This is a genomic window from Streptomyces sp. NPDC004327, from assembly GCF_042873935.1.
Lineage (GTDB): Bacteria > Actinomycetota > Actinomycetes > Streptomycetales > Streptomycetaceae > Streptomyces.
The window spans coordinates 328,997-350,892 of the sequence record NZ_JBIAME010000005.1 but is presented as its reverse complement, the minus strand read 5'-3'; the positions used below and the strand labels follow the sequence as shown (position 1 = coordinate 350,892).

The window sequence follows — 21,896 nt, the reverse complement described above, 5'->3', positions numbered from 1 at the left end:
TGTCACCCGCTCGCCCGCAGCAACTCCGCGTACCGCCCGAACTCCGACTCCAGCGTCAGCCGCCCCAGCTTCTGGTATTCCCTCTGCACCGCGTGGATCAACATCCGCATCGTCAGCTCCCCACCCGCCTCCGCCGCCAGATACGCCGCCGTCACCGCGATCGACCTGATGTTTCCTCCCGCCAGCTCGAACGCCTCCGCGCAGAACTCCAGGTCCAGGTCGCCGGCCCGCGGCAGGTGCGGGCCCAGGGATCGGTCCCACAGCAACAAGCGCTGAGGGGCGTCCGGGACCGGGAAGTCGACGATGAGGTCGAGGCGGCGGGTGAAGGCGTCGTCGAGGTTGGCGCGGAGGTTGGTGGCGAGGATGGCGAGGCCGTCGAAGGACTCCATGCGCTGGAGGAGGTACGCGGACTCCACGTTCGCGTAGCGGTCGTGGGCGTCCTTCACCTCCGAGCGTTTGCCGAAGACGGCGTCCGCCTCGTCGAAGAGGAGGACGCCGTTCACGCCCGCCGCCTCCGTGAAGATGCGTTCGAGGTTCTTCTCCGTCTCTCCTACGTATTTGTCCACGACCGTCGCCAGGTCGACCGTGTACAGGTCCAGGCCCAGGTCCGCCGCTATCACCTCCGCCGACATCGTCTTTCCTGTGCCCGAGTCGCCGGCGAAGAGGGCGGCCACACCACGGCCCCGGCCCCCGCCCGGCCGCATCGACCAGGTGCCCAGGACGTGGTCCCGGTGACGGGCGCGCGCCGTGAGTTCGTGGAGTTGCACCGCGGTGTCGGGCGGGAGGACCAGGTCCGGCCAGCCGACCGTCGGTTCGATGCGGCGGGCGAGGCGGTCGAGGCCGGCCGCGTTCTGGGCGCGGGCGCCTGCCCGGACATGGTCGGCGGTGATCTCGCCGCCCTCCAGACCGGACGTCTGGACCGCCGCACGGGCGGCGCGGACGACCTGCTCCGGGGTGAGGAGGAAGGGGGACAGGAGGGTCGGGATGTCCAGGGGCACCGGGACGCCCGCGCTCCGCTCCCACAGTTCCGCCCTCGCCTCCGGCTCCACCCGCGGCGCCCGCACCAGGAGCGGGGGACCGGACGACCAGCCCGCGTCCCACGGCATCCGGCCCACCAGGAGCAGCGGTACGGGCGCCTCCGTCAGTGCCCGCAGCAGGCCGGGCCGCTCCCGGGCCACCGCGTCCAGCGGCGCCGCCACCAGGCCCGCCCCCGTCAGCCGCGCCTCCCGCACCAGTGACCGGATCGCCTCCGCCGGCGCCGGGTCCTCCGCGAGCCGGGCCAGGTCGACGCCGAGGACCGCCCGGCCCGCCGCCGTGAGCGCCGACGCGGCCAGGGCCGTACCCGCGCCGCCGCCCTGCTCCTCCTGGAGGTATGCGAGCCGGACCCCGTCGTCCAGGGCCCGGGCGAGGGCCGACGGGTCGCCCACCCCCGGCACGGCCTCCCACGGGGCCCGTACGTCCGCCAGCCGCGGATCCGGCGTGTCGTCGCCCAGGAGGTGCGCCGTCACCCGGTCCGGGACCCGCAGCGCACGGCTCAGGAACGGCCGGTCGAGGTCCTCCACGAGCAGCAGCCCGCCGGCCCGCAGCGGCGCCCGCGCGCCGAGCCGCGCCCGCGCCTCCCGGTCCGCCGCCGGCACCCCGCAGAGCCCGAGCGCGAGCCCGGTCGACGGCCGCCGCCGTGTCACGTCGTCGTTGAGGTAGCCGTAGAACGACTCGAAGCGGTCGTCCAGGTCCGGCAGAAGGGCGATCAGCAGAAGCTCCACGTCCAGGGGCGTCAGGCCGAACTCCTCCGCCAGCCCTGCCAGCAGGCCCTCGTGCGGCAGCGCCGGCACCGGCTCCGACGGCAGCACGCGCGGGCCCGCGAGCAGCCGCTCCACCGCCTCCTCCGTCAGGTACAGGCCCCGGAACGCGTCGTCCGGATCCGGGTCCACCGCCCGGCGCGCCTCCACCGCGCGGCGGATCCGCAGCTCCAACTCCTGTGCACGGGACAGTAGTTCCTTCGTCACTCGGCCGTTCCTCCACGAGGCTTCTCGTCGACCTGCACGCTCAGGCCCTCCTCGCCGACCGGCGGACCCACCTCGTACCGCGGCGACGCCGTCAGCGGCACGCTCACCACCAGGTCGAGCGAGGGCTTCAGCTCGCCGCCGAGCGCGCTCCACACGTCCGCGAAGGACCGGTCCTCGGGCGGCGGCAGCGCGATCGACATCGGCACGGGGGCGCCGATCTCCTCCAGGGTGCCGGTCAGCCGGGCCGGCGGCAGCGCGTCGTAGCGCAGCAGGCAGGCCAACAGGGAGGAGAGGAGCCGGTGTTCGTCCTCAGGGCGCTTCGTCCAGGCGGTGATCAGGTACGAGAGTTTGAAGAAGCGGGGCGGGCGGTGCCGGGCGATCACCGTGCCCCGCTCGTCGTACTCGTTGTGCAGGCCGCGTGAGCGGCGCCTCATGTCCTCGCGGATGTCGTACAGATACAGGTTGACCATCGGCGCGTTGACCTTCGCCGCCCACTCGCGGGTGGGCGCGTCGAAGACCACCGCCACCTGGCCGCCGCCCAGGACCTCGGCGCGGATCAGCGACCGCAGCACGTCGTCGACCTCGTGGATCACCGGCCCGTCACCCCCGCTCCGCGAAGTCCGGTGGCTGCAGGGCGTGCTGGACGACGAGCACCGGGGCCTCGAGCCGCGGCAGCCGCGGCACCTCGGCCCACAGCAGCCGCGGTCCGAGCCGGTCCCGGCGCAGGACGAGCACCTGCGCCTCGAAGGTGCCGTCGGGGCCGACCCGTACCGGGGAGGTGTCCGCCGTGAGACCCACGGACCACACCAGGCGGACGCTCTCGCCCGGCGGATAGTCCGCGCCGCGCACCACCACGGTCTCGCCGGGGCGGACGACGCCCGGGGTGACGTCGAGCCGCGGCTGCAGCACCTGCAGCCGGGCGGTGGCGGTGTTGTTGCCGTACCTCGGGTCGAGCAGGATCCCGCGCACGCTGCCCCGCACGTCGCCGGTGAGCGCCGCCCCGTACACCGCCGTCTGCGTCACCGTCAGCCGCCCGCCGGGCGGGATCGAGCAGGGTGCGGCGGCGGTGCAGCGGCCGACGGCGCCGAGCTGCCGGCTCGGAGAGTCCGGCCAGGTGGTGCCGAGGACCACGCCGCGGGCCGTGTCGGGGCCGGCGTTGGTGAGCGTGTACGTGGCGACGGTGGCGCGGCCCGTGTACGTACGGGCGGGGGCCAGGCGCAGCGTGACGGCGAGGTCCGCCGACGGCGGCACCGGCGGCGGCAGCACCCGCACGACCGCCGTGTCGGTCCCGGTGTTGCCCGCCTTGTCGGTCGCGGTGCAGGTGACCGTGGTCTCGCCGACCGGGAACAGCGACCCGGACGCCGGGGTGCACTGCGGCGTCAGCGGACCGTCCTGCGGGTCCTCGGCGGTCGCCGTGTAGTCCACGCGGACGCCGGAGTCCGAGATCGCCCGCGACGTGCGGTCGTCGACGGTCACGACCGGCGCGGTCACGTCCTTCACGGTGATCGAGATGGACTCCGTGTACGCCGGGTCGGCGGCGGCCGCGGGACCGAGGTTCGGCGAGTTCGGCGGCCGCGTGCCGAGCAGGAACTCGACCGTGCAGGTCAGCGTGCGTCCCTGCGGCGCGTCCGGATGGACGGTGATCGTCTCGTCGAAGCCGGCGACCTCTCCGCTGACCACGTCCCGCACCGGCGGGTCGAGTGCCACGGTCAGCCCGGGGTCGCAGGCGGTGAGCTGATGACCCACGCTGGTGGGCAGGTTGGTGAGGCCGCGGACGACGGCCTCGGCGACCTGGTCGGGCACGATCCCGGAGAGCTTGGTGCCGCCGGTGGCCTCGATGATGTGCGTGGCGTTGTCCGGAGTGGTGTGGTCCTGGTAGCCCGGGTCGCCCGCGTCGCCGGTGCCGTCGAGGCCGTCGCCGATCTTCGTGTCCACGTCGACGCCGACCACGCGGACGTTCTTGTCCTGCAGGGCGGCGATCGTGTCCTCGAGGGTGTGCCCGTTGCTGGGGTTGTGGCTGGAGGCGTCGCCGATGAGGACGACGACGGGGCTGGAGTTCTCGCGGAACACCGTCTGGCCGTCGGCGCCCTGGGAGACGTTCCACAGCCCGTTGATGAAGTCCTCGGTCGGGCCGGGGGGGCCGCCCATCGTGTCGTCGAGCGCGTTGACCCCGGCCTGGATCGCGTTGTCGTCCTGCGTGAGCGGCGCGGTCACCTTGAAGCCGGCGTTCGGCGGGTCGCCCAGCTGGTCGCCGTAGGTCGCCACGGCGAACCGGGCGTCCGGCTGGGCGTCGCGCACCTTCTGGACGATCTGCGGCAGGCCGCCGCGTACGTCCGCGATGGCGTCGCCCATGCTTCCGGTGCCGTCCACCAGGAGCACCACCTCGGGCCTGGGCGGCACCGGCGGAGTGCGGACCTGCTTGCTCACGGGCAGCGACTGGCCCGGGGCGAGCTCCGCGGTGACGACGGCCGGCGTCACCGGATCCGTCGGCACGTCCTGGGCCGGGCGGAGCGCCGGCACGGTGCCGGCCGTCCCGGCGGCGACCAGTAGCAGCGCGAGGGCGGCGATCCGCCCCCGTCGCGGTTCCCCGTTCCACCGGAACGGCGGTGACCAGCGCACAGTGCAGCTCCCTACGCCTCGCCTACGATCCGTGCGTCCGTCGCGTCCATTGCGACCACGCGAGGATCCACCCGTCACTCCTGGATGTCACGGCCTGCCCGTCCCCGCCGAGGGAAGAAGAAGTGCCCCAACGGGCAAACACCGGTAGCGGCATGACGAACGATCAGATCAGGCCTTGGCGCATGGCGTACGCCACGGCGTGCGAGCGGTTGCGCAGCTGCAGCCGGGTGATCACCGCGTGCAGCACGTTCTTGATGGTGCGCTCCGAGTACGACAGCTTCGCGGCGATGTCGGCCGTGTCGTACCCCTCCGCCACCAGGCGCAGCACGTCCACCTCGCGCGCCGCGAGCCCCGTGAAGTGCAGCCCGCGCGGCGCGAGGACCTGTCCCTGGAGCCGGCCGACCTCCTCCAGGAGGCGCCCCACCAGGTCGGAGGGCAGGTGCCCGGCGCCCCTCGCGACGGTTCCGATCACCTGCACCAGATGGTCGGGGGTCGCCTCCGCGCGGCGGATGACCCCGGCGACCCCGCACTCCGCGGCGGCCACCAGCTTCTGTTCGTCGATGTCCCGCGTCACGAGGACGGTCCGCGCGGTGCTGGTGCGCCTGATGTGCCGTAACAGGCGCAGCAGTTCGTCGTCGACGGCGTCCGCGACGAGCACCACGACCTCGGGCTTCGGATCCGCGTCCGCGCTCCAGTCCGTCACCAGGACCTCGGGCCGGGTCCTGAGCTGACTCGTCACCCCCGCCTGGGAAATCGGGTCCTGGGCCCGCAGTGCCACGGCTGTCCGCTCCATGATCTCTCCCCCCGGAGAATGCCACCGAGCCGGTGTCACCGGGACCCCCCGGTGTGCTCGGTCGCAAGCGTGAGAACGCGATAGAACGCAGGCAACGCCTGCCGACGTCAACCTCACACATCGTCAGGTGGCTTGGAAATGCTCTTACCCAACCCGGCGGAAACAGAACCGTCGCGAGGGCACGGGTTCTGCCCGAAAGTGTTCCTCCCTGGTCGCTGCCGCACGGTCGGGCCCCTTCTACGGTGCGGCCCATGAGTCTTACGGCACACCTCGACGCCGCGTCCGTGACCGCCGCACCGGGCGAGGAGACGCGCCTGCCCCTCCAGGTACGCAACTCCGGCTCCACCGTGGAGGAGTACCGATTCGAGGTGGTCGGGGCCTGCGCCACCTGGACGACGGTGGAACCGGCCACGCTCTCCCTCTACCCCGGAAGCTCGGAAACCGCCACTGTCATATTCCAGCCACCGCGTGATCCCTCCGTGCCCGCCGGCGAGACGCCGTTCGGCATCCGGGTGGTCCCGACCAGCGACCACGCGGAGCCGGTCGTGCCCGAAGGCCGGGTCACCGTGGCACCGTTCACGGAGGTCACGGCCGAGCTGGTGCCGCGCGGTTCGCAGGGGATCTTCGCGGGCCGCCACAAGACCGCGGTCGACAACCGGGGCAACGCACCCCTGACGGCCACCCTCTCGGCCGTGGCCGCCACGGAGCGGACGCAGGTCTCCTTCAAGCAGCGGGAGCTGCTGATCGAGCCCGGCCGGGCCGCCTTCGCCGAACTGCGCGTCAAGTCCGCCAAGCGCCTGTGGCGCGGCACGCCCCTGACCCACACCTTCCAGGTGCTCGTCACCCAGACCGTCCCCGAGGGCGAGGAGCCCGCGGCCCCGGTCGTCCTCGACGGCACCTATCAGCAGCAGCCGCTGCTGCCCCGCTGGCTCCCCCGGGCGCTCGTCCTCGCCTGTGTGCTCGCCCTCGCCCTGGTGGGGCTCTGGTACGGGCTGCTGCGACCGGCCGTGAAGTCGGCGGCCCGCGAGGCGATCACGCCCGAGGTCATCGCCTCCGCCACGGCGAGCGCGAGCCCGAGCAAGGGCGGAGGTGAAGGCGGGGCATCGGGCGGCGGCTCGGGCGGTGCGGACGGCACGCCGACCACGGCGCCGCCCGCCACGGCCGCCCCGACCCCGTCCGCCACGGGCAGCGCCAAGCCCAAGCCCCCGGCCAAGCCGGTCGCGCCGCCCGCGCCGACCAGTGCCCAGGTCCAGGTCCGGGACGGGGTGGGCGGCGGCGCCGAGAGCGGTACGGCCCTCACGGTGGCGGACGGCAAGACCTTCCGGCTCACCGACATCGTCGTCCAGAATCCGCAGGGCGACGCGGGCACGGTCGTGGTCCGGGCGGGCGACCGCCGGATCCTGACCCTCGCCCTGGAGAACTTCCGCGACTCCGACTACCACTTCGTCACCCCGGTCCTGGTGTCCGCCGGCGACGCGGTCACCCTGACCGTGGACTGCCGCAAGGTCGGCCGGCCGGTGGGCGCCCCGCAGCCCGACCGGTGCTCGACCTCCCTCTTCCTCGGCGGCACGCTCCAGGGCGGCAAGTCCTAGGGCCTGTCCGGCGGATCAGGGTCGGACAGGCCCTGGCCGCCGGGAACCAGTCGGTCCTCAGGCTTCGGGCGCCGACTCTTCCTCCTCCTCGGCGCCCGAATCCGCCTGCCGCTGCACGAACGAGCCCTGCACGTCGGCCGGTTGCTCGTCCTCGTCCTCCGTCGCCGCCCGCTGTACGGAGGCGGCGGCGGGCGCGGCGGCCGGCGCCGTCTCGGGGACCGCTGCAGGCGCGGGCCCGGCCAGCACCCGCTCCGCGTTGGCGACGGCCTCCCGCTCGTAGCGGTCCGAGGGGTCGCTCACCCGGATCCCGCCCGCCGCCTCGGTGCCGTCGACCGGGCCGCTGCGCTGCTGGATCACATGGGTCAGCTCGTGCGCCAGCGTCGTGCGGCCCTGCGGCGAGGACGGGTCGTACGCCTCCCGCTGGAACACCACGTTGTTGCCGACGGTGTACGCGTGCGCCCCGATGCCCTTGGCGGAGGCGTCGGCGGCCGCGTCGGTGTGGATCCGCACGTCGGAGAAGTCGGCGCCCATCCGGGCCTCCATGTCGCCGCGCGTCTCGGCGTCGAGCGGCCGGCCGCCGCCCGAGGAGACCACGTCGTGCACGGGGGAGCGCTCGTCGGACTGCTCCTGGGCCTCGCCGGCCGCCGCCTTGCTGCGCTGCACCATCGCCCCGACGGCACCGTTGCCCACGGCCCGCTGCAGCGTGCCGAGGCCGGCCGCGCCCACGACGTCCGTGCGGCCGGCCGCCGCGGCCTCGTAGAGCCTGGCCGTGTCGCGGCCGCCGCTGTCCTGCTCGTGCTTGTGCTCGTGGTCGTGGTCGTCGTGCTCCTGCTGGTGTTCGTGCCCCAGCTGGTGCTCCTGCTCGTTGTCGTACGCACTCATCGTCGGCTCCCCGAAGACGTCAGGACGGGGGCTGCGCGGCCCCCGGCTTCCAGCCTCGCCAGCCGCCCCTGCCCCGTCCAGGTCCGCCCCGGGACGCCGGGGGCAGGAAGCGCTGCCCGTTCGCGCAGCGCCAGGCGCGCAGCATCACTCGTTCGGGTGGAGTAGATCGCGAACCGCACGGGAAGGCGGCCCGGTCGCCCGGTCCGCTCGCGATCATGCTCAGGTGATCTCCAAGCCCTTAGACCGCCGGTCCGCCCGCCGCGCTCCGCGCCGCTCGGCCGGCCTCGCCGCCACCCTGGCGGCCCTCTGTCTCCTGCCCGCCCAGGCCGCCGTCGCCGCGCCCCTCGCGCCCCCGGCCCCCGCCCCGAACGGGCCCGCCGGGCCGCGCGTCACGCCGGGCGAGGCCCTGGCCTCGGCGCGGCTCGCCGCGATCCGCGACGACCCGGCCGCGCTCCAGCGGTTCTTCGCCGCCCTGCCCAAGGGCGGGGAGCTGCACAACCACCTGTCCGGCGCGGTCTCCACCGAGTACCTCATCGAGCTCGCCGCCGAGGACGGGCTCTGCGTCGACACCACGACGATGACCGCCGTCGTGCCGCCGTGCGGCCCCGGCACCCGGCCGGCCGCCGACGCCCGCACCGACCGCGCCTTCCGTGACGCGATCGTGCGCGAGTGGTCCATGCAGGACTTCCCGGCCGACACCAGCGGCCACGACCACTTCTTCGACACCTTCGGCAAGTTCGGCGAGGTGACCTGGCGCAACCGCGGCAAGCTGCTCGCCAACGTCGCCGACTCCGTGGCCTCCCAGAACCAGTTCTATCTGGAGACCATGGTCAGCCCGGCCTCCGAAGGCGCCAAGAAGCTGGCCGCCGAGGTCGGCTGGGACGCCGACCTGGCCAGGCTCCACGGCAAGCTCGTCGCGGACGGCAAGCTCGACAAGCTCGTCGCCGACGCGAGCAAGGAGGCCGACGACGGCGACGCCGAGTTCCGCACGGCCGCGCACTGCGGCACGGACCGCCCGGACCCCGGCTGCGGGCTGACCGTCCGCTGGATCTCCCAGGTCTCGCGCGGCAGTTCGAACGAGCGGGTCTTCACGCAGATGGCCCTGGGCATGCGCCTGGCCGAGCGCGACCCGCGCTTCGTCGCCGTCAACCTCGTCCAGCCCGAGGACTGGGACAGCTCGCTGAAGAACTACAGCCTCCAGATGCGGATGCTGCGGTACCTGCGCGGGGTCTACCCGAAGGCCCATGTCACCCTGCACGCCGGCGAGTTGTGGCCCGGACTGGTCAAGCCCGAGGACCTCACCTTCCACATCGGCGAGGCCGTGGACGTCGCCGGCGCCGAGCGCATCGGGCACGGCGTCGACCTCGTCCACGAGAACGGCTGGCAGCGGACGGCCACCACCATGGCCGACCGCGAGATCGCCGTCGAGGTGCCGTTCAGCAGCAACGCCCAGATCCTCGGCGTCAAGGGCGCCGACCACCCCTTCGAGACGTACCGCTCCTACGGCGTCCCGGTCGTCCTCGCCACCGACGACCCCGGCGTCTCGCGGATCGACATCACCCACGAGTACCGGTACGCCTCCGCGACGTACGGCCTCGGCTACCGCGACCTCAAGGACCTGGCCCGGGCGTCCCTGGAGTACTCCTTCCTGCCGGGTACGAGCCTGTGGCAGGGCAACCCGACCCGGGACGGCTACCGCGTGGCCGGCGTCTGCCGCGCCGACCGCCCCGGCACCGAGAACCCCCGCCCCGCCTGCCGCCGCCTGCTCGACGCCAGCCCCAAGGCGCGCGTCCAGTGGCGCCAGGAGGCCGCGTTCGGCCGGTTCGAGCACGCGCTGCCCCGCTGAACCGCCGAGCGGCGCACCTGCCGGACCACAGCCGCTGAACTGCTGAGCCGCCGAAGCGCCGAGGCGCCGAAGCGTTGAGCTGCTGAAGCTCTGAAGCTCTGAAGCGCGGAACCGTTGAGCGGCTGACTCGCCGGTCCCACCCCGCCCCCGGCGCACGCCGGGGGCGGGGTGCCGCCGTCACGCGCCGGTCAGCACGACCAGCCGCTGCGTGGCCCGCGTCATCGCCACGTACCGGTCCACCGCGCCCTCGATCCCCGTACCGAACCGCTCCGGGTCGACCAGCACCACCAGGTCGAACTCCAGGCCCTTCGACAGCTCCGGCGTCAGCGACCGCACCCGCGGCCGCTCCCGGAAGTCCGGCGCGCCGATGACACAGGCCACGCCCTCCGGGTGCTCCGCGAGCCAGCCGTCGAGCACCGTCTCCAGGTCGCCGGCCGGACCGTGCGCGACCGGGATGCCGCTGCTGCGCACGGAGGTGGGCACGTTGGCGTCGGGCAGCGCGGCCCGGATGGCCGGCTCCGCCTCCGCCATGACCTCTTCCGGCGTGCGGTAGTTGATGCCGAGCGAGGCGATCTCGATCCGGTCCAGGCCGACCCGGTGGAGCCGCTCCTGCCACGACTCCGTGAAGCCGTGCCGGGCCTGGGCGCGGTCGCCGACGATGGTGAAGCTGCGCGACGGGCAGCGCAGCAGCAGCATCTGCCATTCGGCGTCGGTGAGTTCCTGCGCCTCGTCGACGACGATGTGCGCGAACGGGCCCGCCAGCAGGTCGCGTTCGGCGTCGGGCAGCTCGGAGTCGTCGACCAGGCTGATCTTCGCGTCCTCGCCGCGCAGCATGCTCACCAGACCCTCGCCGTCGTCCCCGTCGGCGCCGGAGTCGGCCACGGCCGAGACCAGGTTGTCGACGACCTTCGCCATCTGCTCGCGCTGCGCGGCGAGGGCCGCCGCGCGCCGGCGCTGCCGCAGGCCCGCCTGCGGGTCGCCGAGCCGCTGCCGCGCCGCGTCCAGGAGCGGCAGGTCGGACACGGTCCAGGCGTGCGGCTCCGGGCGCTGCAGCTTGCGCACGGCGTCGGGGCCGAGCCACGGCGCGCACAGCCGCAGGTACGCGGGCACGGACCACAGGTCGCCGACCACGTCGCGCGGGTCGAGCACGGGCCAGGCGGCGTGCAGGGTGCCGGCCAGCTCGCGGTCGGCGCGCAGCGCCCGGCGGAACAGCGCCTCCGGGATCTCGTGCTCCAGGTCGGCGAGGCTCAGCTTGTCGAGCAGGATCGTGCCCAGCTCCTCCCAGATCCGCTCGCGCGCCTCGTTGTGCGGGGTGCCCGGCTCCGGCGCGCCGAACGCCTCGGCCCAGTCCTCGGCCGTGACCTGGACGTCGCACCACGGCGTACGGACCGTGATCGTCTCGGTGGGCGGCTCCTCGTAGAAGCGCACGCCCACCTCGATCGCGTGCACCATCCGCGCGGACGCCTTCAGCCGGGCCACGTCCGCGTCGCGCTCCGGCAGCGCGTCGTCGCCCTCGGGCACCAGGTCGCGCACCGTGCAGGTCCGCACGCCCTCCTCGCCGAGGCTCGGCAGCACGTCGGAGACGTAGTCCAGATAGGGCTGGTGCGGGCCGACGAACAGCACGCCGCCGCGCCGGTGGCCGAGCCGCGGGTCGGAGTAGAGCAGGTACGCCGAGCGGTGCAGCGCGACCACCGTCTTGCCGGTGCCGGGGCCGCCGTCGACGACGAGCGCGCCGCGCGAGCCGGCCCGGATGATCGCGTCCTGGTCGGACTGGATGGTCGCGAGCACGTCCCGCATCTTCGCCGAGCGGTTCCCGCCGAGGCTCGCGATGAACGCCGACTGGTCGTCGAGGGCGGCATGGCCCTCAAGGCCCTCGGCGGTGAAGACCTCGTCCCAGTAGTCGGTGATCCGCCCGCGGGTCCAGCGGTAGCGGCGGCGGCTGACCAGGCCCGCCGGGCGGGCGTGGGTGGCGGCGAAGAAGGGCTCGGCGGCCGGCGCGCGCCAGTCGAGCAGCAGCCGGCGCCCGGTGCTGTCGGTGAGGCCGAGCCGCCCGATGTACACCGGCTCGCCGTCCGCGCCGACCACCCGCCCGAGGCACAGGTCGAGGCCGAAGCGGCGCAGGGTGCGCAGCCGGGCGGACAGGCGGTGGATCTGCTGGTCCCGTTCCAGCGCCTCCCGGCCGCTGCCGCCCGGCGCCCGCCGCAGGACGTCGAGCTGCTCGGACAGCTCGGCGACGGCCTGCTCCAGGCTGTCCGCGACGGCGGCGAAGTGGTTCTCGTCGGCGGCGATCAGAGCCGGGTCGTTCTTGGCGGAGAGGTCGTCGGACAGGGCGAAAACGCTGGTGAGGGCGGTCATGGTGAATGATTCTGAGCCACGAGGGGGGCCTTGCGGCAAGGCCCCCCATGCGCTATACGTTAAGAAGGGCGAGGAACGGTGGACCGTTCTCGCCCTTCGTGTTGTCCCGCTCGCACCCGGCTACGGCCGGCGGTCCGCGTCCCGGTCGCCGCCCAGGTCGCCGCCCCGGTCCCCGAACGCCTCCAGGATCCGCTCCGCCGCGAGCGTCGCCGTCAGCTCCCCGTCCCGCACCCGCCGCTCCACCTCCGGCGTGAGCGCCCGGACGGCCGGATCGGCGTGCAGCCGGGCCAGCAGTTCGTCGCGGACCATCTGCCACGTCCAGCCGACCTGCTGCTCACGGCGCCGGTCGGCGAGCCGGCCGGTCGTGTCGAGCAGCGTACGGTGCTGTTCGAGCCGCGACCAGACCTCGTCGAGTCCGGTCGACTCGCGTGCGCTGCAGCTGAGCACCGGCGGCGACCAGACGGCGTCCCGGCCGCGCATCAGCCGGAGCGCGCCGGCCAGTTCACGGGCGGCGGCGCGGGCGTCGGGCTCGTGCGGGCCGTCCGCCTTGTTCACGGCGACCACGTCGGCGAGTTCCAGGACGCCCTTCTTGATGCCCTGGAGCTGGTCGCCGGTGCGGGCCAGCGTCAGCAGCAGGAAGGTGTCGACCATGTCGGCAACGGCCGTCTCCGACTGCCCGACGCCGACCGTCTCGACGAGGATCACGTCGTATCCGGCCGCTTCCATCACCACGATGGACTCACGGGTCGCCTTGGCGACGCCGCCGAGCGTGCCGGCGCTGGGGGAGGGCCGCACGAAGGCCGCCGGATCCACCGCCAGCCGCTCCATGCGCGTCTTGTCGCCGAGGATGGAGCCGCCGGTGCGGGTGGACGACGGGTCGACGGCGAGGACCGCGACCTTGTGGCCGAGACCGGTCAGCATCGTGCCGAAGGCGTCGATGAAGGTCGACTTGCCGACCCCGGGCACGCCGCTGATCCCGATCCGCCGGGCCCGGCCGCCGTACGGCAGCAGCCGGGTCAGCAGCTCCTGGGCGAGCACCCGGTGCTGGGGCCGGGTGGACTCCACGAGGGTGATGGCGCGGGCGACGAGCGCGCGCCTGCCCTCCCGTACACCCTTCTCGTACGCGTCGATGTCGATGGCCATGGGATCAGGCGTCGTGTCCCAGGTCCGCCGCGAGCCGGCGCACCAGGTCCGCGGCCGCGTCCGGGATCACCGTGCCGGGCGGGAAGACCGCGGCGGCGCCCATCTCGAGGAGGACCGGCACGTCCTGGGGCGGGATGACCCCGCCGACCACGATCATGATGTCCTCCCGGCCCTCCGCCGCCAGCTCGTCCCGCAGCGCGGGGACGAGCGTGAGGTGGCCGGCCGCGAGGGAGTTGACGCCCACGATGTGGACGTCCGCCTCGACGGCCTGCCGGGCCACCTCGGCCGGCGTCTGGAAGAGCGGGCCGACGTCGACGTCGAAGCCCAGGTCGGCGAAGGCGGTCGCGACGACCTTCTGGCCGCGGTCGTGCCCGTCCTGGCCCATCTTGGCCACCAGGATGCGCGGCCGCCGGCCCTCGGCCTCCTCGAAGGCGTCGACCAGGGCCCGGGTGCCGTCCACGGACGAGGAGGTGCCGGTTTCGTTGCGGTACACGCCGGAGATCGTACGGATCTGCGCCGCGTGCCGCCCGTACACCTTCTCCAGGGCGTCCGAGATCTCGCCGACGGTGGCCTTCGCGCGGGCCGCGCGCACGGCCAGTTCGAGCAGGTTGCCCTCGCCGCCGGCGGCCCGGGTGAGGTCGTCCAGCGCGTCCCGGCAGGCACGCTCGTCCCGCTCGGCGCGCAGCCGGCGCAGCTTGTCGATCTGCTGGGCGCGCACGGAGGAGTTGTCGACCTTCAGGACCTCGATCTGCTCGTCGCCGTCGACCCGGTACTTGTTGACGCCGATGACCGGCTGCCTCCCCGAGTCGATGCGCGCCTGCGTACGGGCCGCGGCCTCCTCGACGCGCAGCTTCGGGATGCCCGCGTCGATGGCCTGCGCCATGCCGCCGGCCGCCTCGACCTCCTGGATGTGCTGCCAGGCCCGGCGCGCCAGGTCGTAGGTGAGCCGCTCCACGTACGCGCTGCCGCCCCACGGGTCGATGGTCCGCGTCGTGCCCGACTCCTGCTGGATGAGCAGCTGGGTGTTGCGGGCGATGCGCGCGGAGAAGTCCGTCGGCAGCGCGAGGGCCTCGTCGAGGGCGTTGGTGTGCAGCGACTGGGTGTGGCCCTGGGTGGCCGCCATCGCCTCCACGCAGGTGCGGGTGACGTTGTTGAAGACGTCCTGGGCGGTGAGCGACCAGCCGGAGGTCTGCGAATGGGTCCGCAGGGAGAGCGACTTGGCGTTCTTGGGGTCGAACTGCTTGACCAGCTTGGCCCAGAGCAGCCGGGCCGCCCGCAGCTTGGCGACCTCCATGAAGAAGTTCATTCCGATCGCCCAGAAGAACGACAGCCGCGGCGCGAACGCGTCGACGTCCAGGCCCGCTTCGCGCCCGGCGCGGAGGTACTCGACGCCGTCGGCGAGCGTGTACGCCAGCTCCAGGTCGGCCGTCGCGCCCGCCTCCTGGATGTGGTAGCCCGAGATGGAGATCGAGTTGTAGCGGGGCATGTTCCGCGAGGTGAAGGCGAAGATGTCGGAGATGATCCGCATCGACGGCTTCGGCGGGTAGATGTAGGTGTTGCGGACCATGAACTCCTTGAGGATGTCGTTCTGGATGGTCCCGGCGAGCTTGTCGGCGGAGACGCCCTGCTCCTCCGCCGCCACGATGTAGAGCGCGAGAACGGGCAGCACCGCGCCGTTCATCGTCATCGACACCGACATCTTGTCCAGCGGGATGCCGTCGAACAGCTGGCGCATGTCGTAGATCGAGTCGATCGCCACGCCCGCCATGCCGACGTCGCCCGTGACGCGCGGGTGGTCGCTGTCGTAACCGCGGTGCGTCGGCAGGTCGAAGGCGACCGACAGGCCCTTCTGGCCCGCCGCCAGGTTGCGCCGGTAGAAGGCGTTGGACTCCTCGGCCGTGGAGAAGCCCGCGTACTGCCGGATCGTCCAGGGCTGGTTGACGTACATCGTCGGGTACGGGCCGCGCAGGTACGGCGCGATGCCCGGGTACGTCCCGAGGAAGTCCACGTCCGCCAGGTCATGGCCGGTGTAGAGCGGCTTGACGCCGATGCCCTCCGGCGTCTCCCACAGCAGGTCGTCCCCGCCGGACGCCCGCTTGACGGCGGCCTGCCACTCGTCGGGGCTGCCGGCCGGGCGCGGGGATCCCAGGTCGATCCCGGTGAAGTCGGGGATTCCCATCAGGACACTCCCATGCGGTCGAGGGTGGCGGAGAGGACGGCGACGGCGTCGCACCCCGCGAAGACGTACGAGTCGACACCGGCGTACGAGCCGGGTCGGCCGGCCAGCGACACGTGCCGGGCCCCGGCGGCGCGCAGCGCGGCGGCCTCGGCCTCGGCGCGCTCCTCGTACACGGCGTCGCTGGAGCACAGGCACGCCTCCAAGGCGCCGCTGTCCGCGAAGGAACCCCCGGTGACGGGCTCGATGCCGCCCGCCTGGAAGAGGTTGGCGGCGAAGGTCAGCCGGGCGGTGTGCGCGGCGGCGGAGCCGAGCGCGGCGAGATGGACGCGCGGGCGGGCGCCGGTCGCGGCGAGATGGGCGTCGGAACGGGCGCGCAGCGCCTCGAACGCCTCGTCGCGGCGGACCCGGGGGAGACCGCCGGCCGGTGCGGCCGGTGCGGGCTCGCGGACCACCGGCTTCTCGCCGAGGTGCGGGAACTCGCTGACGCCGGTGACCGGTTCGCGGCGCTTGGCCAGGTCCCGGGACCGCTCGGCCCAGGTCGCGGCGAGCCGCTCCCCGGTCCAGCCCGAGCGCAGGGCGGCGGCCTGGCCGCCGGACCGCTCGGTCTCCTGGAAGAACTCCCAGGCCGCGTGGGCGAGTTCGTCGGTCAGCCGTTCCACGTACCAGGAGCCGCCGGCCGGGTCGATCACCCGGCCGAGGTGCGACTCCTCGACGAGGATCGTGGAGGTGTTGCGCGCGATCCGGCGCGCGAAGGCGTCCGGCAGGCCGAGCGCGTGGTCGAAGGGCTGGACGGTGACCGACTCTGCGCCGCCGACGCCGGCGGCCAGCGTGGCGACCGTGGTCCGCAGCATGTTCACCCACGGGTCGCGGGCCGTCATCATCACCGGCGAGGTCACCGCGTGCTGGACCTGCGCCCCGGCCGCCGGCGCGCCGCACGCCTCCGCGATCCGCGCCCACAGCCGGCGCGCGGCGCGCAGCTTGGCGATCGTCAGGAACTGGTCGGCGGTGGCCGCGTAACGGAACTCCAGCTGCCCGAGGGCCTGCTCGACGGTCAGCCCGCCGCCGTCGGTTCCGCCGTCGGTGAGCGCGCGCAGATAGGCGACGCCGGTGGCGAGCGAGCAGCCGAGCTCCTGCGCGGCCGAGCCGCCGGCCTCGTGGTACGGCAGGGCGTCCACGCTCAGGGCGCGCAGCCCCGGGTAGGTGTCGGCGCAGCGGCGCGCGAGGGCGACGGCCGAGGGGAGGCCGGCGTCGTCCGCGGAGCCCGTCCGCGCCTCGGTGCCGAGCGGATCGGCGCCGAGGTTGCCGCGGACCGCGTCCGCGGCGACCCCGCGCCGGGCGTACAGGGCGAACAGCTCCTCGGCCGCGGCGGCGGTCTCCGCGCCGGCGTCCAGGACGACCGGTGCCAGGTCCAGGTACACGTCCCGCAGCACCCGGTCGAGGTCGGCGACCGGAATCCCGCCGGAGCCGACGGCCAGCCACAGCGACGTGACCCCGTTCTCCAGGTCGGTGAGCACCGCGTCGGGGTCGGCGACCGCGTGGCGCTGCCGCACGTCCCAGCCGCCCGCCGTATTGCCCTCGGCGCGCCCGCCGCGGACGAACGGGGGGAAGCCGGGCAGCCCGGCGTCCGGCGTCGCGTCCCTGGCCGTGTACAGCGGCCGGGCACGCAGCCCGCCGTCCAGGGCGCTCGCCAGCGCCTCCTCGGCTTCGCTCTCGGGTACGTCCTTGCCCGACCTGCTCAGTACGCCCGCCACGAGGCGCTGCCACTGCGCATGGGTCGCTGCGGGGAACTCGGCGGCCAGCGAAAGGCCGTCGTCAGGCAGCACAGTCATGTCCGGATGCTAGCCAGCCGCACAAAGGAGCAGCAGGCCGATCAGCTGTGACCTTGACCTCCTTGATGCGCACGGCCCTCCGTGCATAGGCGTTCACGGTCTTCGCTGTCAGTGCCCCCGCGTACGGTCGGGCACACCACGTGCCCGTCGTGGCCCTCGCCAACGAGATCCTGACCCTCCGAAACCGCCCCCGGATCGACCAGACGCTCCTGGAGGGAGACCTCGGCCCCGCCAGGTGACGGCCGGTGCCGGGCGAGGCCCCGGCGGCAACATCGCGTTCCCGCGCCCACACGGGCGGGTGATCAACGGCCCCCGGGGTCCGCGGGAGCGCTCCACCCGCGCTCCGCGTACCTAGACTCCCGCCACATGTCCCTCTGGCTGCTCAACCACTTCAGCACCTTCACCCTGGCCGTCGTCACCGTCGGCGCGGCCGTCGTGTGCGCCGTCGTCGGAAGCGTGGTGCTGCGTCGCCGGTATCCGTCGCTGGCGAAGGGGGAGCACAACGAGATGGTCGGGGTGACGCTCGGGATGTTCGGGGCGATCTACGGGATCATCCTGGCGTTCGTCATCGTCACGCTCTGGACGCAGCTGGACAGCACCCAGACCATCGTCGCCACCGAGGCGACCGATGTCGCGCTCATCTCCCGTGACGGCGCGGCCTTCCCGGCGCCGGTGCGCGAAGGGCTCGACAGCGCGCTCAGCGGGTACGTGCACGCGGTCGTGGACCAGCAGTGGCCGCGGATGCGGGACGGACGGCCGAGCTACGGGGCGACGGAGAGCCATCTCGTCGACGCCTACACGGTGTTGCAGTCGTACGACCCGAAGGGGCCGCGCGAGCAGGTGTTCTACGAGCAGGCGGTCGGCCATCTCAACGACGTGGCGGGGCAGCGGCGGGCCCGGTTGAACATGGCGGAGCAGGAACTGCCGCCGCTGCTGCAGATCCTGGCCTTCGGCGGCGCGATCGTGCTGATTCCGCTCACGTTCCTGTACGGCATGCGCAAGCTGCGGATCCAGCTGGTCTTCGTCGCCTCGGTCGCGGGCCTCATCGGCTTCAGCCTGCTGCTCGTCGTGGTCCTCGACCGGCCGTTCGCCGGTGATCTCAGTGTCAGCCCGGCGCCCTACCGGGAGGGAGCGCTGGCCCGGTACTGGGATCCGGCGCAGTCGGGCGCGGGCGCGGGGAGCGTGGCCGGGAAGCCGGCGCACCGGTGAGCCGGGCGATGGCCGCCGCCGTGCTGTCGCCCGTCGCCAACTCCGGCAGCAGCAGCCGCGGTTCGTGTTTCGGGCGGGTGCCGGAGGCGAGGGATTCCAGGAGCAGCCGCACCGCCTCCCGGGCCATCCGGCGCTTCGGCAGCACCACGCTGGTGAGGGCCGAGCGGGACAGCAGGCCCTCGGGCGTGTCGTCGTAGGCCACCACCGACAGGTCGTGCGGCACGGAACGCCCCGCCGTGCGGGCCGCCTCCACCGCCGCCGCGGCGAGCACGTCGTGGGTGGCGAAGAGCGCGGTGGCGTCCGGGGCCGCGCCGAGGGCCGCGCGGGCCGCGGCGAGGCCGCCCCGGAAGGTGGGGTCGGCGGCGGTGTGGACGGCGCTGTCGGGCACGGTGATGCCGTCCTCGGCGAACGCCCGCCGGAAGCCCTCCACCCGTACTCCGTGGGCGGGGCTGGCGAGGACCGCCACGCGCTCGTGGCCCAGCTCGCGCAGATGCCGTCCGGCGAGCCGGCCGCCGTGCGTGTAGTCGAAGGTGACGACCGGGAAGCCCGCGGGCAGCGCCGCCTCCCAGGCGCACAGCACCACCGGGAAGCGGGCGCCGGCGAGCAGCGGCAGATGGCCGGTCAGCCCCTGGTCCCCGGCGATCAGGAGCGCGTCGACGGAGCGGCTGGTCAGGCTCGCGAGATGGCGGCGCGCCCGCTCCCCGTCGAGCCGGGTGGTGCAGAGCAGCAGGTGGTAGCCGCGCTCCTCCAGGGCGTCCTCGACCTCCTCGACCACCTCCGCGTAGAACGGCGTCGAGACGGTCGGCACGAACAGGCCGACCGTGCGGGTGCTGCCCGTCGCCAGCGAGCGGGCCACGAGGTTGGGCACGTAACCGAGTTCGTCGATCGCGGCGCGGACGCGCGCCTCGGTCGACGGGCGGACTGCGACCCGCCCGGTCACGACGTTGGACACGGTCTGCTTGGTGACGCCGGCGCGCTCCGCCACGTCCTGCATGGTCACCATGGCGCGCCCCCGTCCTGCCCCGTCGAACCCCTCGCGTGAGGCTCGCAAAGTAGCCGGGCCCGCTGTCGCGGTCAAGGTCGCCCGACCCCTTGTTTTACCGGTCAAAGAACCCCTAGGGTCCGTGCCGTCAACGGCGCCGCGTGACCCGCACGACCTCGAACCCCCTCTCCGACAGGGAGTACTCGTGACAACTCCGCGCAGCAGACTCGCCGGCAGGCTGACGGGCGTGCTCGCCGCCGCGACGCTGGCCCTCACGGCCGGCGGCACCCTCGCCGCCCCGGCCGCCGCCTCGGCCTCCGCCGTGCCGCCCGCCGCCACGTACACCGTCACCGTGGGCGCCAAGGGCCCCTGGAACCACCCCGACGACACCCCGGCCGCCCCGTACGTCGACAAGGACGGCACCTTCTACTTCCAGCAGTCCCACGCGCTGTACGGGGCGACCGACTCGCGCCAGTGGAACTTCTTCACCGGCACGAACCTCGACACCGCCGCCCGGTCGAGCGCCCTCAGCGACGCCGTCGACCCGGCGAACCCCAATGACCGCAACAACGACACCACCTGGCGCTGCGACAACAGCCCCACCGGCGCCGAGTCCACCCAGGCGCCCGCCGGCAGCGGCTACGCCCACCGCAACTACTGCGACCTGGCCGGGGTCTGGGTCGATCCGGACACCGGCGACTGGTACGGGCTCGTGCACAACGAGTTCACCCCGCAGCCGTTCGGCGACGGCGTCCACTTCGACGGCATCGACTACGCCGTCTCCACCGACCAGGGCCGCACCTGGAGGGTCAAGGACCACGTCATCACCTCGCCGTACAGCACCCGGCGCGGCGACACCGCCGCCTTCCCGCAGCAGACCTACCACTACGGCACCGGCGACCCGAGGCTGTTCGCCGACACCGCCTCCGGCTACTTCTACGCCTTCTACGGCTCGCGGATCGTGAACAAGGGCGGCGGCTGGGCCGCGTTCTACGGCCATGTCGCCCGCGCCCCGATCGCCTCGAAGATGGCCCGCGGCTCGTGGCGGAAGTGGTACGACGGCGCCTGGACGCAGCCCGGCGTCGGCGGCCGCGAGAGCACCATGGTGCCGGTCGGCGCGGGCAGCACCACCGGGTACGTCCCGCCGGCGAAGGAGTACGACCCCGCGAACAGCGGCACGGTCGCCCAGCAGGTCGCGGCGGGCCTGACGCCCCCGACCTCCCCGCTGTTCGTCATGGACATCACGTACAACGCGTATCTGGGGCTCTACATCGGCGAGCCGCAGGCCGTCGACCAGAGCGGCAACGCGCCGCAGGAGCTGTACGCCACCGACGACCTCACCACCCAGAAGTGGTTCAGGCTCGGCGACACCGGAAGCTACCGGACCGCGTCCTGGTACCGCTGGTTCCTCGACAGCGGCAACAAGACCGCCACCGGCATCGTCGGACGGGACTTCCGCGCCTACTGCTCCTTCGGCTGCTCGGCCAACTCCAGCAGCGAGTACGTCAACCTGAGGATCGACAGCAGCGCGCCCGCCGCGCCCGTCGACACCACCAGGAGCTACCGCATCGCCAGCGCCGACGGGCGGGTCCTCGCCCAGGCCGGCGCGAGCGGCCCGGCCACCACCTCGACTCCGGCGGCCACCGGCTCGGCGCTCGAATCCTGGACCTTCACCGCCGAGGGCGACGGCTCCTACCGCATCGCCAACGCCGCCAGCGGACAACTGCTCGGCGTCGACGCGTCCGGCAACGGCGGCCGCGCGTGGGGTGCGAGGCCGACGGTCGGCCCGGCGGGCGCGGGCGGCTCCACCGTGGGCCAGGAGTGGTTCGTCGTCCGCGGCACGTCACCGGCGGACAACACGGCGACCGGCACGTACCGGATCGTCAACCGCTACAGCGGCCTCGTCATCGGCCTCTCCGCCGACACCGCCCGGGCCGCCGAGACCACCCCGGTGCGCGCCTGGAACGACAGCACGGGCAGCGCGGTGGGCGGCGGCCGTACGGCGGGGGAGCAGTCCCTCACGCTCACGGCGACCGGAGCCGCCGGCGGCCTGGACGGGGTGCACACCCTCACCACCGGCGGCAAGGCGCTCGACGACCCGGACAGCAGCACCGCGAGCGGCACGCAGCTCGTCACGTGGAGCCCCAACGGCGGCGCCAACCAGAAGTGGACCTTCTCCCGGCAGTCCGACGGCACCTACGAACTGAGGAACGGTGCCTCCGGCCTCTGCGCCGACATCGACGGCGGTTCCACCGCCGCCGGTGCCCGCGTCATCCAGTGGACCTGCCACGGCGGCGCCAACCAGCGCTGGGTGGCCACCCGGCTGTCCTCCGGCGCCTACACCCTCGCCTCGGCGCGCAGCGGCCTGCTGCTGACCACGGCCTCCAAGGCGAACGGCGCCCCGGTCACCCAGCAGCCGGACACCGGCGGCGCGGCGCAGCAGTGGACGATCGGCTGACCG

At 73.6% G+C, this 21,896-nt stretch carries 13 protein-coding genes and 1 pseudogene; 4 read left to right on the top strand and 10 right to left on the bottom strand.

What is annotated here, in order from left to right; genetic code table 11:
* Nucleotides 1–2 precede the first annotated feature (2 nt).
* The 4 genes and pseudogenes from ACFYU9_RS19310 to ACFYU9_RS19295 all read right to left on the bottom strand — a co-directional run bounded on the left by ACFYU9_RS19310 (nt 3) and on the right by ACFYU9_RS19295 (nt 5,418).
* A complete protein-coding gene (locus ACFYU9_RS19310; protein ID WP_389345481.1) occupies nt 3–2,006 on the bottom strand; it encodes an ATP-binding protein in 2,004 nt (667 codons plus the stop codon).
* A gap of 17 nt (nt 2,007–2,023) precedes the next feature.
* Nucleotides 2,024–2,599, bottom strand: a pseudogene (locus tag ACFYU9_RS19305) (DUF4255 domain-containing protein); the annotation flags it as partial.
* Nucleotides 2,600–2,606: 7 nt separating this feature from the next.
* Nucleotides 2,607–4,625: a VWA domain-containing protein gene (locus ACFYU9_RS19300; RefSeq protein WP_389345480.1), complete on the bottom strand. Its 2,019-nt coding sequence runs from the start codon at nt 4,623–4,625 to the stop codon at nt 2,607–2,609.
* A gap of 163 nt (nt 4,626–4,788) precedes the next feature.
* On the bottom strand, nt 4,789–5,418 hold the full coding sequence (locus ACFYU9_RS19295; RefSeq protein WP_389207345.1) for a response regulator transcription factor: 630 nt from the start codon (nt 5,416–5,418) through the stop codon (nt 4,789–4,791).
* Nucleotides 5,419–5,669: 251 nt separating this feature from the next.
* Between ACFYU9_RS19295 and ACFYU9_RS19290 the strand changes: the two genes are divergently transcribed.
* Nucleotides 5,670–7,010 carry a hypothetical protein gene (locus ACFYU9_RS19290; RefSeq protein ID WP_389207343.1) on the top strand — a complete coding sequence of 447 codons (1,341 nt, stop codon included), beginning with the start codon at nt 5,670–5,672 and terminating at the stop codon, nt 7,008–7,010.
* Between the two features lie 57 nt (nt 7,011–7,067).
* On the opposite strand, the gene ACFYU9_RS19285 is transcribed toward ACFYU9_RS19290, so the two are convergent.
* On the bottom strand, nt 7,068–7,892 hold the full coding sequence (locus tag ACFYU9_RS19285) for a DUF4157 domain-containing protein (RefSeq protein ID WP_389207341.1): 825 nt from the start codon (nt 7,890–7,892) through the stop codon (nt 7,068–7,070).
* Nucleotides 7,893–8,115: 223 nt separating this feature from the next.
* On the opposite strand from ACFYU9_RS19285, the gene ACFYU9_RS19280 reads away from it, so the two are divergent.
* Entirely contained in the window at nt 8,116–9,738 is a 1,623-nt protein-coding gene (locus tag ACFYU9_RS19280) for an adenosine deaminase (RefSeq protein WP_389345479.1), read from the top strand.
* A 177-nt stretch (nt 9,739–9,915) separates the two neighbouring features.
* On the opposite strand, the gene helR is transcribed toward ACFYU9_RS19280, so the two are convergent.
* From helR to ACFYU9_RS19260, 4 genes are all read right to left on the bottom strand, one after another.
* Nucleotides 9,916–12,093: an RNA polymerase recycling motor ATPase HelR gene (helR, locus tag ACFYU9_RS19275; protein WP_389207337.1), complete on the bottom strand. Its 2,178-nt coding sequence runs from the start codon at nt 12,091–12,093 to the stop codon at nt 9,916–9,918.
* A gap of 120 nt (nt 12,094–12,213) precedes the next feature.
* Nucleotides 12,214–13,236, bottom strand: a complete 1,023-nt coding sequence (gene meaB / locus ACFYU9_RS19270) for a methylmalonyl Co-A mutase-associated GTPase MeaB (RefSeq protein WP_389345478.1) — start codon at nt 13,234–13,236, stop codon at nt 12,214–12,216.
* 4 nt (nt 13,237–13,240) lie between these two features.
* On the bottom strand, nt 13,241–15,415 hold the full coding sequence (gene scpA, locus ACFYU9_RS19265) for a methylmalonyl-CoA mutase (protein ID WP_389345477.1): 2,175 nt from the start codon (nt 15,413–15,415) through the stop codon (nt 13,241–13,243).
* Nucleotides 15,415–17,244, bottom strand: a complete 1,830-nt coding sequence (locus ACFYU9_RS19260) for a methylmalonyl-CoA mutase family protein (RefSeq protein WP_389345476.1) — start codon at nt 17,242–17,244, stop codon at nt 15,415–15,417. Before ACFYU9_RS19260 ends, scpA begins: the two co-directional genes overlap by 1 nt.
* Before the next feature lie 366 nt (nt 17,245–17,610).
* On the opposite strand from ACFYU9_RS19260, the gene ACFYU9_RS19255 reads away from it, so the two are divergent.
* Nucleotides 17,611–18,453: a hypothetical protein gene (locus ACFYU9_RS19255; RefSeq protein ID WP_389345475.1), complete on the top strand. Its 843-nt coding sequence runs from the start codon at nt 17,611–17,613 to the stop codon at nt 18,451–18,453.
* Here ACFYU9_RS19255 and ACFYU9_RS19250 read toward each other — a convergent pair.
* Nucleotides 18,350–19,456, bottom strand: a complete 1,107-nt coding sequence (locus tag ACFYU9_RS19250) for a LacI family DNA-binding transcriptional regulator (protein WP_389345474.1) — start codon at nt 19,454–19,456, stop codon at nt 18,350–18,352. The two genes, ACFYU9_RS19255 and ACFYU9_RS19250, sit on opposite strands and share 104 nt — an antisense overlap.
* A 184-nt stretch (nt 19,457–19,640) precedes the next feature.
* Here ACFYU9_RS19250 and ACFYU9_RS19245 point away from each other — a divergent pair, with 184 nt between their 5' ends.
* Nucleotides 19,641–21,893: an RICIN domain-containing protein gene (locus ACFYU9_RS19245; RefSeq protein WP_389345473.1), complete on the top strand. Its 2,253-nt coding sequence runs from the start codon at nt 19,641–19,643 to the stop codon at nt 21,891–21,893.
* The last annotated feature ends 3 nt before the right edge of the window (nt 21,894–21,896 follow it).

Excerpts from the sequence above, each read along its gene's own strand:
- ACFYU9_RS19295 (WP_389207345.1), bottom strand. The coding sequence starts at position 5,418 with ATGGAGCGGACAGCCGTGGCACTGCGGGCCCAGGACCCGATTTCCCAG.
- ACFYU9_RS19290 (WP_389207343.1), top strand. The coding sequence starts at position 5,670 with ATGAGTCTTACGGCACACCTCGACGCCGCGTCCGTGACCGCCGCACCG.
- ACFYU9_RS19285 (WP_389207341.1), bottom strand. The coding sequence starts at position 7,892 with ATGAGTGCGTACGACAACGAGCAGGAGCACCAGCTGGGGCACGAACAC.
- helR (WP_389207337.1), bottom strand. The coding sequence starts at position 12,093 with ATGACCGCCCTCACCAGCGTTTTCGCCCTGTCCGACGACCTCTCCGCC.
- meaB (WP_389345478.1), bottom strand. The coding sequence starts at position 13,236 with ATGGCCATCGACATCGACGCGTACGAGAAGGGTGTACGGGAGGGCAGG.
- scpA (WP_389345477.1), bottom strand. The coding sequence starts at position 15,415 with ATGGGAATCCCCGACTTCACCGGGATCGACCTGGGATCCCCGCGCCCG.
- ACFYU9_RS19260 (WP_389345476.1), bottom strand. The coding sequence starts at position 17,244 with ATGACTGTGCTGCCTGACGACGGCCTTTCGCTGGCCGCCGAGTTCCCC.
- ACFYU9_RS19255 (WP_389345475.1), top strand. The coding sequence starts at position 17,611 with ATGTCCCTCTGGCTGCTCAACCACTTCAGCACCTTCACCCTGGCCGTC.
- ACFYU9_RS19250 (WP_389345474.1), bottom strand. The coding sequence starts at position 19,456 with ATGGTGACCATGCAGGACGTGGCGGAGCGCGCCGGCGTCACCAAGCAG.